The 15243-nt window shown below is 58.4% G+C and carries 17 protein-coding genes; 9 read left to right on the forward strand and 8 right to left on the reverse strand.

The window, feature by feature from the left end:
* Positions 1-38 precede the first annotated feature (38 nt).
* Positions 39-566, forward strand: a complete 528-nt coding sequence (locus QKB66_RS01085) for a GtrA family protein (RefSeq protein ID WP_248091284.1) — start codon at positions 39-41, stop codon at positions 564-566.
* A gap of 147 nt (positions 567-713) precedes the next feature.
* Here QKB66_RS01085 and QKB66_RS01090 read toward each other — a convergent pair whose 3' ends face one another.
* The 5 genes from QKB66_RS01090 to QKB66_RS01110 form a co-directional block, all read right to left on the reverse strand.
* Positions 714-1202, reverse strand: coding sequence for a transcriptional regulator (locus QKB66_RS01090; protein WP_248090784.1), 489 nt, complete (start codon positions 1200-1202; stop codon positions 714-716).
* Complete coding sequence (locus QKB66_RS01095; RefSeq protein ID WP_061921754.1) at positions 1195-1419, reverse strand: helix-turn-helix transcriptional regulator; 225 nt, start codon at positions 1417-1419, stop codon at positions 1195-1197. Before QKB66_RS01095 ends, QKB66_RS01090 begins: the two co-directional genes overlap by 8 nt.
* Positions 1420-1571: 152 nt before the next feature.
* Entirely contained in the window at positions 1572-2918 is a 1347-nt protein-coding gene (locus tag QKB66_RS01100; protein ID WP_248091281.1) for an amino acid permease, read from the reverse strand.
* Between the two features lie 105 nt (positions 2919-3023).
* On the reverse strand, positions 3024-4001 hold the full coding sequence (gene dapD, locus QKB66_RS01105; protein WP_239239956.1) for a 2,3,4,5-tetrahydropyridine-2,6-dicarboxylate N-succinyltransferase: 978 nt from the start codon (positions 3999-4001) through the stop codon (positions 3024-3026).
* Positions 4002-4083: 82 nt separating this feature from the next.
* Complete coding sequence (locus QKB66_RS01110; protein ID WP_239239954.1) at positions 4084-5445, reverse strand: amino acid permease; 1362 nt, start codon at positions 5443-5445, stop codon at positions 4084-4086.
* Between the two features lie 89 nt (positions 5446-5534).
* On the opposite strand from QKB66_RS01110, the gene dapE reads away from it, so the two are divergent.
* The 7 genes from dapE to QKB66_RS01145 all read left to right on the forward strand — a co-directional run bounded on the left by dapE (position 5535) and on the right by QKB66_RS01145 (position 10385).
* On the forward strand, positions 5535-6635 hold the full coding sequence (dapE, locus tag QKB66_RS01115; RefSeq protein WP_414252498.1) for a succinyl-diaminopimelate desuccinylase: 1101 nt from the start codon (positions 5535-5537) through the stop codon (positions 6633-6635).
* Positions 6636-6640: 5 nt separating this feature from the next.
* Positions 6641-7405 carry a TIGR00730 family Rossman fold protein gene (locus QKB66_RS01120; RefSeq protein ID WP_070496778.1) on the forward strand — a complete coding sequence of 255 codons (765 nt, stop codon included), beginning with the start codon at positions 6641-6643 and terminating at the stop codon, positions 7403-7405.
* A gap of 28 nt (positions 7406-7433) precedes the next feature.
* Positions 7434-8246 carry a dihydropteroate synthase gene (gene folP / locus QKB66_RS01125; RefSeq protein ID WP_162492722.1) on the forward strand — a complete coding sequence of 271 codons (813 nt, stop codon included), beginning with the start codon at positions 7434-7436 and terminating at the stop codon, positions 8244-8246.
* Positions 8243-8977: a glucosyl-3-phosphoglycerate synthase gene (locus tag QKB66_RS01130; RefSeq protein ID WP_061921775.1), complete on the forward strand. Its 735-nt coding sequence runs from the start codon at positions 8243-8245 to the stop codon at positions 8975-8977. Before folP ends, QKB66_RS01130 begins: the two co-directional genes overlap by 4 nt.
* A 3-nt stretch (positions 8978-8980) precedes the next feature.
* On the forward strand, positions 8981-9277 hold the full coding sequence (locus tag QKB66_RS01135; protein ID WP_061921778.1) for a hypothetical protein: 297 nt from the start codon (positions 8981-8983) through the stop codon (positions 9275-9277).
* A gap of 63 nt (positions 9278-9340) precedes the next feature.
* Positions 9341-9508, forward strand: coding sequence for a DUF3117 domain-containing protein (locus QKB66_RS01140; protein ID WP_005531903.1), 168 nt, complete (start codon positions 9341-9343; stop codon positions 9506-9508).
* 10 nt (positions 9509-9518) lie between these two features.
* On the forward strand, positions 9519-10385 hold the full coding sequence (locus tag QKB66_RS01145; RefSeq protein WP_248090772.1) for a methyltransferase domain-containing protein: 867 nt from the start codon (positions 9519-9521) through the stop codon (positions 10383-10385).
* Between the two features lie 114 nt (positions 10386-10499).
* Here QKB66_RS01145 and QKB66_RS01150 read toward each other — a convergent pair whose 3' ends face one another.
* Positions 10500-11942, reverse strand: a complete 1443-nt coding sequence (locus QKB66_RS01150) for a GH32 C-terminal domain-containing protein (protein WP_248090769.1) — start codon at positions 11940-11942, stop codon at positions 10500-10502.
* A gap of 26 nt (positions 11943-11968) precedes the next feature.
* Positions 11969-13123 (reverse strand): glycogen synthase, encoded by a 1155-nt coding sequence (glgA, locus tag QKB66_RS01155; RefSeq protein WP_414252499.1) that lies wholly within the window; start codon positions 13121-13123, stop codon positions 11969-11971.
* Between the two features lie 109 nt (positions 13124-13232).
* On the opposite strand from glgA, the gene glgC reads away from it, so the two are divergent.
* Complete coding sequence (glgC, locus tag QKB66_RS01160; RefSeq protein WP_096336702.1) at positions 13233-14450, forward strand: glucose-1-phosphate adenylyltransferase; 1218 nt, start codon at positions 13233-13235, stop codon at positions 14448-14450.
* Positions 14451-14533: 83 nt separating this feature from the next.
* On the opposite strand, the gene QKB66_RS01165 is transcribed toward glgC, so the two are convergent.
* On the reverse strand, positions 14534-15178 hold the full coding sequence (locus QKB66_RS01165) for an O-methyltransferase (RefSeq protein ID WP_070586666.1): 645 nt from the start codon (positions 15176-15178) through the stop codon (positions 14534-14536).
* Between the last annotated feature and the right edge of the window lie 65 nt (positions 15179-15243).

Genomic DNA, 15243 nt, shown 5'->3' on the forward strand with positions numbered 1-15243 from the left:
TGAGCTCATCAGTTGCCGCTGGGCGTTTTGCGTCCAATATGGGCCAGTTTATCAAGTTTGGCATGGTCGGCGGATCGGGCACGGTGGTCAACCTGGCGGTGTCATACATCGCAGTCAAAATTGCACTAGCCACCGGTGGCATTACGCCCGATGACCCCTTTGTGAATCTTTTCGGTTCCGCGTTCCATGTTCGTTGGTACCACGTGTTTCAGACCATCGCTTTCCTCGTAGCGAATACCTGGAACTACCAGCTCAATCGCATGTGGACTTTCAAATCGGTGGAAAAGGTCTCCTGGCTTCGGGGGTACGTTGCGTTTCTTGTTGCGGGACTGGGGGCGTATGTCGTCAGCCTTTTGGTTTTGACATTGTTCATGAACCCGAATTCGCCGGTCGGTCTACCTTCGGATATTTTCGATAATTCCACCGGCTTACGCACCAAGTTTTACTGGGCTACTGCGGGATCCATCTTGATTGCGATGCCGATTAACTTCATCATTAATAAGCTGTGGACCTTCCGCTCTAGCCCGACGGCCCCAGTCTTGGTCGAGCATACCGAGCCGGCTTAAGCTGGCTAACCCAGCTCAAGCTCTCTCGACGGCCGCTGAAAACGAGCTGTTTGGTCCTTTTACCCGGCAAAGGGAGCCGAGCAAAAGGGCCAAAAGAGGAGTGTCACACTAGGGGACTAGGAAGCCAGATGGTGAGGAACCTCTTGATTAGTCCTCTAGCTGGCTGTTCAAGCGCTGCTGGTCGCGGCCATTTTGCCACTTTAGGAAAATGGGACCGAGGATGAGCACCGCAGCTATACCTGTGAATGCGCCGACTACGAGACCGTTGTCGAAATCGCTGTCGATGCTGAGTTTCGTAGCGAGTCCAGCGAAAAGCGCAATGGTGGGGATCAGTATCAAGATGATGCCTGTCCAAGAACGCATCTTGTTCGGACGCGGAACACGCTTTTTCATCCAGTGCGCCGAGACAAATTCTGCAATCGCGAGCGCGACGAGGGGCGAGAGGCTCCACAAGGAAAGTCGGCCCGGCAGGACCCACGCTAGGAGCGCGGACACGCAGTAGACGGTAAACAAGGCGGTGGTGTAGCCAATGGCATAGGTCTTGAAATAGGTTTCCGCTTCGAACTCATCGGCCGAGTAGTTCGCAATCTCTTTGAAGGTCAGGTTGGCAAAGAAGCCATCGTTGTTATTAGCCATTATCGTTCACGCTTTCTGGGTCGGTGTTGAAGACTTCTTCCACGGACTTGCCAAGCACCTTGCAGATGTCTAGTGCCAAGTACACGGAAGGCGAGTAGTTACCTTTTTCGATGTTCGCGATGGTCTGCCGGGAAACGCCTACCTCAGCGGCGAGGTCTGCCTGGGTCATTTCCAGCCATCGACGCCACTTGCGAACCATATTGGAGTGTTCGGGCATGATGTAAAGCTTTCAGGTTTCTGTGTCGTGCTTACATTTCTTAATGTAAAGGATTATTGACATTGTGTCAAGATTGATGCTGTAAAACGTTAAATCCCCGGGTCAGTGTTTGGAAGGAAACAGCTGGCCCGGGGACTATTCGAGGCGAATTGCTAGGGCTTGGCGACGTCCGGCAGCGGCAGCGTTGAAGTAGGAGAAATGCCGCGCGCCTTGGCGTTGAGTACGCCCGCAATTGCAAGGACGACAAACATCGCACCGGCGGACAGTAGCTGGACGCGAGCGGAGGTGTCAGTCAGCATGAGTACCGCAATCGCTGCGAAGACGGCCAATGCAAACCACGTCAGGTACGGGAAAGCCCACATGCGGATGGGCAGCGGGTGAATGGCCTCAAGCTGGCGGCGCAGGCGCAGCTGGCTGACCGCGATGAAGACCCACACGATGAGCAGGGAGGCGCCGGCCGCATTAAGCATGAAGGACAGCAACCAGCCGGTGTCGGCATAGTTGAGCACGACCATGATGACCGAGAGAATGACCGAAAGCGCAATCGCGTACGTCGGAACACCCTGTGCATTGGTCTTCGTGAAGATCTTCGGTGCTTCGTGGCGGGAAGCCAGGGAGTGCATCATGCGGGAGGAAGCGTAAATCTGAGCATTGAATGCGGAAAGCAGCGCCAACACGATGATGACTTCCATGAATCCCGCGGCGCCCTTGATTCCTGCGTGGTCGAGAACCTGAGTGAAAGGCGATTGCGCCGCGGTATCAGCGTTACCCAGCGAGGAGTAGGGAAGCAGGAAGGTAATTACCAAAACGGAGCCCAAGTAGAACACCGAGATGCGCAGGATGGTCGTGCGAACGGCGTTGACCAAGGACTTTTCCGGATCTTCAGACTCGGCCGCCGCGATGGCGACGACCTCAATGCCGCCGAAAGCGAATGCCACGGCGAGCAGGCCAGCGGCGACGCCGCCCAAGCCATTCGGCATGAAGCCGTCATCCAAAAAGACCCTGGTGCCAATTGCTTCATGCCCAGGCAGAAGACCAAAAATCAGCAGGAAGCCGACAATCAAAAAGGCCACGATGACGAGGACCTTGATGGCGGCGAACCAGTATTCAAACTCGCCGAAGAGTCGAACGCGCAGCAGGTTCACGACTCCAAAGAACGCCACGCAGATAGCCGCGGGAATCCATGGGGAAACACCGAACCAAGAACCGATGAAGCCGGCGGCGCCGGTGATCTCAGCGCCCAGCACGGCGACGGTGGCTAGCCAATAAATCCAGCCTTGTGTAAAGCCTGCCCAGCGGCCGATGCCGTGTTCGGCATATTCGGAAAAGGAGCCGGAGGCGGGGATGACGGTACCCATTTCGCCGAGCATTTGCATTACCAAGATGGCTAATAAGCCTGCGATGCAGTAGGCGAGGAGGACGGCAGGGCCTGCAGCCGAGATGCCGACGCCAGTTCCGAGGAAGAGGCCGGCGCCGATGGTGGAGCCGAGGCCCATCATGGTCAGATGGCGGACCTTGAGGCCTTTGCCAAGATTTTGCGTGGATTTATTGCTATCGGTCACTCAAATAGCTTAAGCCATGACTAAATCCACGACCCAGCAGCCTTAGTTTTTGTGCAGATCCTCGTTGAGAGCGATTGCGTCAGACTTCCACTCGGTGGCCTCAACGGCGCCGGAAACGGAGTTGCGGCGCAGCAGGAAGCCGGATGCGCCGGAGAGCTGGGAGCCCTTGACGGTGGAGCCTTCCTCCACGCCTAGTGCCTCGGCAACCTTTCCGAAGACGCTTACCTTCGTGCCGGCGGTGACGTAGAGGCCAGCTTCGACAACGGCGTCGTTGCCAAGCGAGATGCCAATACCGGAGTTAGCGCCGAGCAGGCAGCGCTCGCCGATGGAGATGACTTCCTTGCCGCCACCGGAAAGCGTGCCCATGATGGAGGCACCGCCGCCGATATCGGAGCCGTCACCGACAACAACTCCTGCAGAGATGCGGCCTTCGACCATGGAGGCGCCCAGGGTGCCAGCATTGAAGTTGACGAAGCCTTCGTGCATGACGGTGGTGCCCTCCGCCAGGTGAGCGCCCAAGCGGACGCGGTCAGCATCGCCGATGCGCACGCCGGTTGGCACAACGTAGTCCACCATGCGCGGGAACTTGTCTACGGAGTAGACGGTGACCGGGCCGCGGGAGGACAGGCGGCCGCGGATCATCTGGAAGTCAGCCACAGCGCATGGGCCGTAGTTGGTCCACACAACGTTGGCCAGAAGTCCGAAGATGCCGTCCATGTTCAGACCGTGCGGCTTGACGGCACGGTGCGAGAGCAGGTGTAGGCGCAGGTATGCGTCATATGCGTCCAGCGGCGCATCATCCAAGTCCTTAATGGAGGTCTCAACCGCCACGCGGGCGACGCCGCGCTCCTCATCCGGGCCCGCCAGGGCGGCGAACTGCTGAGGGGTCTTCTCCAGGCGAGTGGTGCCGGACTCGGTTACCGGGGCGTCATCGCCGATATGAACGGCGGGGAACCACACGTCGAGAACGGTCCCATCGTGGGTAAGGGTGGCAAGGCCGCGTGCGGATGCAGAAGTCATAGCTTTAGGAAAAACCTTCACAAATGCGGGGTAGGGCCTAGCGAAAACTAGGCCATTTCTTTCACCGCTAGAGCATACACAGCTACTTCGACACCGTGTTTACTTGGCGAGGTTTTGTGAGGCGGGACGCAACGATGAGCACGACGGTCAGCGCACTCACTGCAAGGACCTGGTTGCGTGCGGATGGGTCGAAGAGCATGAGAACAACCAATGCGGCAATCGCCAGCAGGGTGGCCCATGGCAGAACCGGGTAGGCGATGGCCTCGACGGTGGAAAGCTCGCCGTTCTTCTTCATGATTGGGTGCAGCTTCAGGTAGGACAGGACCACGAAGCTCCAGATGACCAGTAGGCAGCCGCCGACTGCATTGAAGAGGAAGGACAGAAGTCCTGGCGGATTCCAGAACTGCAGCAGCACGGAGCCGAATGCGAAAAGCATGGACAAGATGACGGCGAAGACGGGGGAGCCCGATGGGTTCTGCTTCTTGAAGATAGCCGGTGCCGAGCCGTCCTTAGCCATGTCGAAAATTACGCGGGAGGTGGAGTAGATCTGCGCGTTGAATGCAGAAAGCAGGGCCAAAACGATGATGACTTCCATAAAGCCCGCGGCGAATGGGATTTGCGCGGCCTCTAGCACCAGGGTGAATGGGGAATCGGCGGCTGCATCGGCATCTTGGATGTACTTAAATGGCAAAACCATGGTGATGACCACGATGGCGCCAATGTAGAAGACCATGATGCGGAAGATAACCGCACGCACGGCGGTCGCGACGTTGCGTGCAGGATCTTCTGACTCGGCGGCGGCGATGGTTACCATCTCAATACCGCCGAAGGCGAATGCAACGGCGAGCAATCCGGAAGCAAAGCCCGGCATGCCATTCGGAAGGAAGTTCTCCGTGAAGTTGGTGCTTGCGAGGTCGCCGTTGAAGCCTGGCAGCACGCCAATCAGCATCAGTACGCCCACTGTCAGGAAGGCTAGGATGACTGCCACCTTGATGATGGCGAACCAGAATTCGAACTCGCCGAATCCACGAACAGCTGCAAAGTTGACCACTGCGAAGAAGGAGACTGCGATAAGGGCGGGAATCCACGCCGCGATGTTAAACCAAGAGGCGATGATTGCGGCAGCGCCCGTAATCTCGGCTCCCATCACCATCACTAGCATGAACCAGAACAACCAGCCCAGGGTAAAGCGTGCCCAATTGCCAAAAGCTTGGCCGGCATAGGTGGAAAAGGATCCTAGCGAGGGGCGGGCTGCTGCCATCTCGCCGAGCATCCACATGATGGCGCCGACCAAGAGGCCGGCGACTGCATAGGAAAGCAGAACCGAGGTACCGGACATTTGGATTCCCAGGCCAACGCCGAGAAAGAGGCCTGCGCCAACCGCAGATCCGAGCCCCATCATCGTGAGGTGGCGTGTCTTGAGCTGCTGTGAGGTTTCTGCCATATCAATGCACCTTTTGTGATTTAGAACAAAGTATTGAGAGGTATATTACACAATGCAGCCATCGTGCAAGGTCGCTACGATGGCGCTTTGTGACTTTAGATCTCTTTGCCTCCCCAATCGAATTGACCAAAGCGCTCGTAGACATCCCGAGCCCCTCTCATCATGAGGAGGAGATCGCCGATGCAATAGAGGCAGCCCTACGGGGCCTTGATAATGACAAGATCGAAGTGGTGCGATACGCAAACACCGTCTGTGCCCGCACCAATCGCGGGCTCGAATCCCGCGTGATTCTGGCTGGCCACATCGATACCGTCCCGCTGGCGGATAACGTTCCCCACCACATGGAAGGCGATGTCATGTGGGGCTGTGGCACCGTCGATATGAAGTCTGGCATGGCCGTGTACCTGCACGCTTTTGCTGCGCTTTACGACGCCCCCGACCTCGCCCATGACTTAACAGTCATTGCTTACGAGGGGGAGGAAGTCTCCTCGGAATTTAATGGGCTGGGTCATCTGCAAAAGGATCACCCCGAGTGGCTGCACGGCGATCTAGCTCTTTTGGGAGAGCCTTCCGGCGCCATGATCGAGGCCGGCTGCCAGGGCACCATCCGTCTCCGCATCACGGCGCACGGAACCCGCGCTCATTCCGCGCGTGCCTGGCTGGGGTCTAATGCTGCTCATAAACTGGTACCGATCATGGTCAATGTAGCTAACTACACTCCGCGCGAGGTCACCATTGATGGTTGTACCTATAAGGAAGGTCTCAACATCGTGCATCTGGAATCCGGAGTAGCAACCAACACCATTCCAGATGAGGCATGGATGTTTGTGAACTTCCGCTTCGCGCCAGACCGGAGCTTGTGCGAGGCCATGGCGCATATGCGCGATGTTATCGGAGAGCATGAAAACATCACCATTGAGGTTGATGACGAATCCTCCGCAGCCCTTCCAGGACTGGGCCAGCCCGCCGCTCGCGCGCTTGTCGACGCCGTCGGCGGTAACTTCCGTGCGAAATACGGCTGGACTGACGTTGCTCGTTTTTCCGAGATGGGCACTCCGGCCGTGAATTTTGGCCCGGGTGATCCAGGGTTTGCACATAAGAAAGACGAGCAGGTTCCAATTGCGCAAATTACTTCCGTGTCCGATGCTTTGATTGAGTATTTAAGCGGCGCAAACGCCAAGGAGGCCTAACCAAAATGTCGCCAGAACGTAATCGCACCCTGCGCGGACCATTATTGCTGCGCACCGAGGGCGATCAGACCTCAACCTATGACCAGCGCCTGCTGGAATCCGGGGCCGACCACGAATGGCAGCACGCGGACCCGTGGCGGGTTCTGCGCATCCAGGGGGAATTCGTCTCAGGGTTTGATGCTTTGGCAAAGCTGCCGAAGGCTGTCACCGTCTTTGGCTCCGCACGTCTGGGAGAGGGCGCGCCGGAATACGACTTGGGCGTTCGCGTGGGCAAAGCGCTAACCAATGCCCAGTACGCGGTCATCACCGGTGGCGGCCCAGGACTAATGGAGGCTGCGAATCGTGGTGCTTATGAGGAGAAAGGCCTTTCGGTAGGCCTTGGCATCGAGCTTCCGCATGAACAGGGACTTAACGAATACGTCGATCTGGGATTGAACTTCCGTTACTTCTTTGCCCGCAAGACGATGTTCTTGAAGTATTCCCAGGCTTTCATCTGTCTGCCCGGTGGCATGGGCACCATGGACGAGTTCTTTGAGGTGGCCTGCATGGTGCAAACCGGAAAGGTCACCAATTATCCAATCGTTCTGATGGGCACCGAGTACTGGTCCGGCCTCCTGGAGTGGATGAAGTCCACCATGGCAGCACGCGGCCTTATCGGCGCATCAGACATGGACTTGTTCCTGCTTACTGATGACGTCGACGAAGCGGTCGCACATATCGTGAACTCGCACAAGGTGATGAGCGATAAGCGGATTCGTGATGAGCGCTAATCCGCGTAGCGCCAAGTTGGCGCAGGTGATGGCAATTGTCAATCGCACGCCGGATTCGTTCTATGACAAGGGCGCAACTTTCGCCGAAGCTGAGGCCCTTCGCCGCTGTGCCGAGGTGATCGAGCAGGGTGCCAGCATCGTCGACATCGGTGGCGTGAAGGCAGGGCCTGGCGAAGCCGTGGACGCGCAGGAAGAGATCGAGCGCGTGGTTCCCACGATTGCCGCGGCGCACGAGCGCTACCCGGATGTCACCATCTCAGTAGATACATGGCGCGCAAGCGTTGCTGAAGCCGCCATCGCAGCCGGGGCGACGCTCATCAATGACACATGGGCGGGCTGGGACCCTGAGCTCATCGAGGTCGCCGGAGAACATAAGGCCGGCTATGTCTGCTCGCATACGGGCGGCGTCACCCCACGCACGCGCCCACACCGCGTGCACTTTGACGACGTCGTGGCGGATGTCATCGCGGAGACGACTGCTCTGGCAGAAAGGGCGGCGAGCCTGGGGTGCCCGGAGGAGCTGGTCTTTATCGACCCAACCCACGACTTTGGCAAGAACACCTTCCACGGGCTGGAGTTGCTGCGCCGCATCGACGAGGTTGTTGCCACGGGCTGGCCGGTACTGATGGCGTTGTCTAACAAGGACTTCGTAGGCGAGACTTTGGACCGCGGCGTCGGCAAGCGCGTGGCAGGGACATTGGCCGCAACCGCGTGGTCGGCAGCGCATGGTGTGGCCGCTTTCCGCGTCCACGAGGTCGCGGAGACCCTCGACGTCATTCGTATGACCGCAGCTATCGAAGGCGCGATGGCCCCGCTGAACACCACCCGTGGGCTTGCATGAGCGTTTCTGTCATCATCCCAGCACTCAACGAGGAAACAACCGTCGCGGACGTTGTGCGAGCCTGTTTGGCAGATGACCCAATGGAAGTCATCGTTGTCGATGCTGACTCCACGGATCACACCGCGCAGCGCGCTGCCGCTGCCGGAGCAAAGGTATACAACTGGCGCGAAATCCTGCCGGAGATTGCGCCGCGGCCGGGCAAGGGTGAATCGCTCTGGCGCGGGGTCGCCGCGGCTCAAGGTGACATCGTGGTCTTCGTTGATGCCGACTTGGAGTCTGCGTATCCAGGAATGGTTGCGCAGTTGGCTGCGCCGTTTGCGGATCCAGAGATCCAGATGGTCAAAGCTACTTATCGTCGTACCTTCAACGGTGCCCCAAGCGGCGGCGGGCGAGTCACGGAGTTGACCGCGAAGCCTTTGCTGCGCACCTTCTTCCCGGAGCTCGAGGATATCGCTCAGCCCTTGGGCGGCGAATATGCGCTGCGCACGTCGCTGGCTCGGACATTGCCATTTGTTGACGGCTACGGGGTGGAAGCCGGGCTGCTTATCGACGTCGCTAAGCGCTGCGGTGTTTCTTCCATCGCCGAAGTAGACCTTGGCGAGCGCATCCACCGCAACCGGCCGCTGCACGAGCTTGCGCCCATGGCTGAGGTGGTCGTGCGCACGATTTTGTCGCGAGCCGGGGCAGTGGGTCCTGTTGCTCAGCGTGAACCATCCGGCGGTAAGCTATAAGCCATGCTTTCCTGGATTCTGTTAATTGTTGTGTTGCTGGTTCTTATTGTCTTAGGGACCTGGGCTTGGGGCTCGATCTTTGGGCGTGGGGAAGTCTTGGAAGACCTCGAAGAGCCGCGCGACGTGGTTGCTAATAATAAGCGCGCGCTTGCGGAAGACAACTTTGATGACATCAAGTTCGACGTCGTTTCCCATGGATACCGCCAATCCCAGGTGGATGCCTTGCTGGCGGAGGTGGAAAAGCGCTACCGAAGCGAGGGCGAAACGGCTAGATCAATTTCGCAACCGCCCCGTGACTAACAATAAGGCGTAGAGTGGTTTGGGTAACCCAAAAATTTTACATCCCAAAGGAGCGGTACAACTATGGCAGCTATGAAGCCACGCACGACAGGTGGGCCAATGGAAGCAGTTGAGGAGTCCCGCAAAATTGTCATGCGAATCCCCTCCGATGGTGGTGGCCGTATTGTTGTGGAGCTCACAAAAGAGGAGGCTGCGGAACTTGGTTCATTGCTGACCGAAGTTTCCAGCTAGTCTTTAAGGCATGCTTTCACACGTCATCGATGTTCTGGCCGACCCAAACGATGGCACCGCGCTAAGCGGCGCCGACGATTTTGCTCGTCTCGTCTCTGAGTCTGGGCACTCTTTTGATGTGGCAAAACAGGGCTATGTCACCCTTGCCCCCGGGGCAGGGCTAAAGCATAAGGGCGATTCCAGTGAGATGGTGTCCGCGCGTGAGACCTTCCTGTCTTTGGGGCACTTCGCCCCATTTGTGGAGGCTGTCACGGGCGCAGTGCAGGACGCACTGGATGCCAACGAGTTGCCTGAGACTGCCGAGCCTATGCTGCTTGAAGTCGGTGCCGGCACCGGCTATTACCTAGCTCATACCTTGGATTCCATCGCTGAGGCCCGTGGCGTTGGTTTGGATATTTCCCCACATGCTGCCAAGCATCTGGCAAAGTGCCATCCGCGCGTTGGCGCCGTGGTGGCGGATGTGTGGGAGCGGTTGCCGCTGCAGGATGATTCCATCGATGCGGTATCGGTGGTCTTTGCCCCGCGCAACCCAGCGGAGTTCCAGCGTATCTTGCGTCCAGGCGGTGAGGTCGTTGTCTTGACTCCGGACCTCGGTCATCTGGATGAACTACGCGAGCCGCTGGGAATCTTGGGCGTGGAAGAAGGCAAGATCGAGCGCATGTACGAGCAGGCCGCGGGCTACCTTGAGCAGGCGGCAGATCCGGTTGATATCTCTTATCCGATGACCCTGGATCGCGCCTCTATTGCCGCGCAGGTTGGCATGAGCCCGTCTGCCCGCCACCTTGAAAAGGAAGAGCTTGCTGAGCGCATGGCAAAATTGCCAGAGACCATGCAGGTCACCGCTCATGCCCGCCTGGACCGTCTGCGCGCAGTCTAAATAGCGGTGGGCAAGGCCAAAGGTCTGGCCCGGTTGCACAAACAATAGGGAAAGGCAGAGCACAGATGCTCTGCCTTTCCCTATTGTCGCTTTGAGTGTTAAAACACGTCGCGCTTAGAGCTGCGAGCCTTTGCGCTGCCAGGATTGCTCGATGACGGCCTCACCGGCGGTCTCGACCTGGAGATCAGAGCAACCGCCGTCGAAGTAGACGCGAGAGCCCATGGCTACCTGGCCGCCGTCGGCGTAGACCTCTACGGTGGCACCGTCGACCACGACGGTGAGGGAATCGGAATCACCCTCAGCCAAATGCGCTACGGCAGGAGCCGAGTCCTTGAAATAGGAATCGAAAGCAGTGCCCATGGAACGATCTAAGGTCAGTGTGCTGCCAGCATGGGTGATGACTGCCGCGGGCTTGCCGTTGCCGTCGAGCAAGGTGACGGTGACGGAGGAGCCTTCCGGGACATCCATTACGCCGACCCAGGAGCGGGCGCGCTCTGACTGGCGGATGGCATCCGGCAGACCGCGCGGCGGAGTCTGGAAGAGCTTGCCTCCCTGCAGGGTGATGCGACGCGGCAGTGCGAGGGTATTGGCCCATCCTTCCTCCTCGAAGGAAGGATGCGCTGCAGGATCGTCGCCGCGGCCATTGCCGTTGAGAAGACCCAGGACAACCGCTTCGTCGTAGCGGGTCTCCTGCGGGACGGTGCCCTCGGTGGCGTTGGTGTTGCGCGGGCGGGAGAAATCGTGGCCGAAGTCGATGCGCTGGAAACCGGAGGCGACGGTGAAGGTGGTGCCCTCCAAGCGGCCGACGAGGTAACCGGAGACATCGCGGTTATCGCGCTCAAGGGTAACCAGGAGGACGTCGTAAATGCGCTCATCTACCTCGTCACGCAAGCGGACCAGGCGTGGAGAGACAACCGGTGGAATCGGCGAGTTTGCCGGGACCTCGCCCTCGTTGAAACCAGGATCGCCATTGAACTCGAGCGGGCCTTCCACATCCCAGGTCAAGCCGTCGGCCGAGCGCAGGATAACGGGCAGCGGTGCATCGGAGTGGCCGGTAAGTGTGAGCATGAGCCAGCCCTCGTGGCCTTCATCGCGGTCGGCCGCGACCCAGTCTGGAACCACGGAAGGCGAGCGGAAGCGGGAGTAATTGGTGACGTTGGCGGCTACCTCGCCATAGCGCACGACATTCGGGTCTAGTGCGTTGGAGTCATCCGAAATTTCGCAGACATCGTTGAAATCGGTGTAGCGCGCTAAACGCACCGAGGTGCCGGTGGAAGTCACGGAGGTGAAGTAGAGGTTGATAGCATCTTCGCCCGCGGCTACAGAACCGGCGCGCAAGGAAAGCTCACCGCCGACAGGGGCAAGTGCGTCGTCGCACTCCAACCAATCGAATGGAAATTCTTCAGAATAGTTGTGTCCCCAGCGCGCCGGGGCGGAAAGTTCGTGGCGGTACTGGAAAAACAGGTGCCACGTATTGCCGTCTAGCAGCACGCCGGCCGGAGCCTCGAGGACTCCAGACTCAGGGGTGAAGTGCAGTTCGGGGCGATGGGTTGTCACAAAGTGCCTTTCTAAAGATTCTCGATTTAAATCAGTGCGCGGTAAATATCTACGGTCTGGGAGGCGATGGTGGCCCACGAGAACTTCTCCACAGCTCGCGTGCGGCCGGCTTGGCCGAATGCGGTTGCGTGCTCCTTGTCGGCGACGACCTGGTTGACGGCAGCAGCGAGGTTGGCCTCGAAGTCAGCGACCGCATTTTCGTCGTAGTGGACGAGGATTCCGGTCTCACCGTCGACGACAACCTCGGGGATTCCTCCGACGTCAGATGCAACTACTGCAGTCCCGCACGCCATGGCCTCCAAGTTAACGATTCCCAAAGGCTCGTAGATAGAAGGACACACGAAGACGTCGGCGCCAGAGTACACCTCTTGGATGAGGCTGCGAGAGAGCATTTCCTGCACCCAGAACACGCCGTCGCGGTTGGCCTGTAAGTCTTCGACCAAAGCTGCGGTTTCCGCGGCGATTTCTGGAGTATCGGGAGCGCCTGCGCACAGCACCAGCTGGACGTCTGAATCAAACTGGGCTGCGGCCTTCAACAGGTGCTTCACGCCCTTTTGGCGGGTGATGCGGCCGACGAAGGCAACGATGGGGCGCTGCTTGTCGACGCCGAGTTTGTCCAGGTAGTCTGCCTCGCGTGGCTGCCACAGCTCGGTATCGATGCCATTGAGCACAACATGCACCTTGGACTCATCGATACGGGGATAAGCATCCAGAATGGAGGCTTTCATGCCGGCGGAAACCGCGATGACGCCGTCGGCGTATTCCATGGCGTTTTTCTCGGACCACGAGGAAATCTCGTAGCCACCACCGAGCTGCTCGCGCTTCCATGGGCGGTGTGGCTCCAAAGAGTGGGCGGTGACCACATGTGGGATGTCGTAGAGGCGGGCGGCGAGATGGCCACCGAGGCCGGAGTACCAGGTGTGGGAATGCGCGATATCAATATCGGAAGCTGCATTTGCCATGCGCAGACCCGTGGAAAGAGTCTGGATAGCGGGGTTGGCTGCGGAAAGTTCTGGATCGACGCCGTGGTTGAAGACGTCCTTTTCCTCGCGTGGGCCGCCCATGCAGTGGACGGAAACATCGATTAACTTCCGCATGAAGCGGGTTAGCTCGGCGACGTGTACACCAGCGCCACCGTAAATTTCAGGTGGGTATTCCTTGGAAAAAATTCCGGCTCTCATGTCCTCCCAGAATACGGAGAAAATCCATACCGTGCAGAAAATTCCCGTGGGGGTAGTTTCTATTCTATTTCCTCTGCGAAGTGGCCTAAAACTGAATAGGTTGGAACATGTGAAATCCCAGCCTAATATTCTCGCCATTGTCCTCGCCGGCGGTGAAGGCAAGCGCCTATTCCCCCTCACGGAAGATCGCGCAAAGCCCGCCGTCCCTTTCGGCGGCTCCTACCGCCTAATCGATTTCGTCCTGTCTAACCTCGTCAACGCGGGCTACCTCAAGATTGCGGTGCTCACCCAATACAAGTCCCATTCCCTAGACCGCCACATCTCGCAGGCTTGGAATTTGTCTGGCCCGACTTCCCAGTACATCGCCTCCGTGCCCGCCCAGCAGCGTCGCGGTAAGCGTTGGTACAACGGTTCCGCCGACGCTATTGTCCAGTCGCTTAACTTGATTTATGACGAAAAGCCGGACTATGTCATCGTCTTTGGCGCCGACCACGTATATCGCATGGACCCGCAGCAGATGGTTCAGGAACACATCGCTACTGGTCTCGACTGCTCCGTGGCGGGCATTCGTGTGCCGCGTAGCGAGGCCACCGCTTTTGGCTGCATTCAGGCAGACGGCATGGGAACCATCACCGAGTTTTTGGAAAAGCCGGATAATCCGCCTTCGACTCCGGATGATCCGAACATGACCTATGCGTCCATGGGTAACTACGTCTTTACGGCCGATGCTCTCATTGAGGCCCTGCTAAAGGACGAGGAGAATGAAAATTCTGACCACGACATGGGCGGCGACATCATTCCGTACTTCGTGGAGCGCGGGCAGGCGCATGTTTATGACTTCATGGCGAATGACGTGCCAGGTTCCACTGAGCGCGACCATGGTTATTGGCGCGATGTGGGCACCATTGATTCTTTCTACGAAGCGCATATGGACCTGATTTCGGTGCACCCGATTTTTAATCTTTATAACAATCATTGGCCCATTCACTCCACGGACGAGTCCAATCTTCCGCCGGCGAAGTTCGTCCAAAACGGCATCGCGCAGTCTTCCATGGTGGCCCCCGGCTGCATCATCTCCGGCGGTACTGTGCGCAACTCTGTGTTGTCCTCGGACGTGCATGTGGCCGACGGAGCTTCAGTAGAAGGCTCGGTGCTGCTGCCAGGCGTGCGCGTGGGCAAGGGCGCGGTTGTCCGCCATGCCATTTTGGATAAGAACGTGGTGGTTTCCGAAGGCGCCATCATCGGCTGCGACCGTGAGCGCGACGAGTCCCGCTTTAAGGTCTCTGACGGCGGCGTTGTCGTCGTGGGCAAGAACGAAACCGTCTAGCGCACCGCGGCGGGGAGAAAACACAGAAGCCTCACACGAGATGAAGGGGCAGCCGCCTGTATCTCGTGTGAGGCTTCTACTTCTTAGTGCTTGGTGATAAGCGTTAGGCCGGAACCCAGTGGTAGACGGGTTACTACGGCGTCTTCGAGTGAGCGGGCGAGCTCGTCTGCTTCTCGGGCAGCGGCAGTGTCGCGGTCGCTGCGGGTGGTATCGGCGAGGGTGCCATCCAGCAAAGAATTCGCGAGAACCAGAGTGCCGTTCTTACGCAGCAGTGGGAAAGCGGCGTTGATAAGAGCCGGCATATCCAGCGCGGGAACGTCTGCGAAGATCAATTGATAAGCATCGGTGGCGAGACGTCCCATGACCTCCAGGGGGTGGGAAGGCAAGAAGCGCGCGCGGGTGGTGGCAAACCCGGCCTCACGGAAAGTGGTCTTCGCCATGGCCTGATGCTCTGCCTCCGGATCGATGCAGGTGATGATTCCATTGTTAGGCAGGCCCTGCAGGAGGTAGATTCCGGCTACAGCAGCAGCCGGAGTAATAGCGATGGCCTGGGGGCGATCAGCGCCAGAGCTGGCTGCGGAAAGGGAGGAAAGAAGCTGACCGGTTGCTTCGTCTGGTACGGACAAGCCAAATTCCTCGGCATGGGAACGGGCCCCGGCGAGTGCCGTAGAAACTTCGCTGGTGGATTCGATGTAAGAACGCAGTGCGTCGTATGCCGTATTAGTCACAACCTAAACCATAGGTAATTTTCTGTGTATACGGTGTCAAGACGCCAGGATTGTTACTGATGAGG

The organism is Corynebacterium sp. c25Ua_89 (assembly GCF_047459735.1).
GTDB lineage: Bacteria > Actinomycetota > Actinomycetes > Mycobacteriales > Mycobacteriaceae > Corynebacterium > Corynebacterium simulans.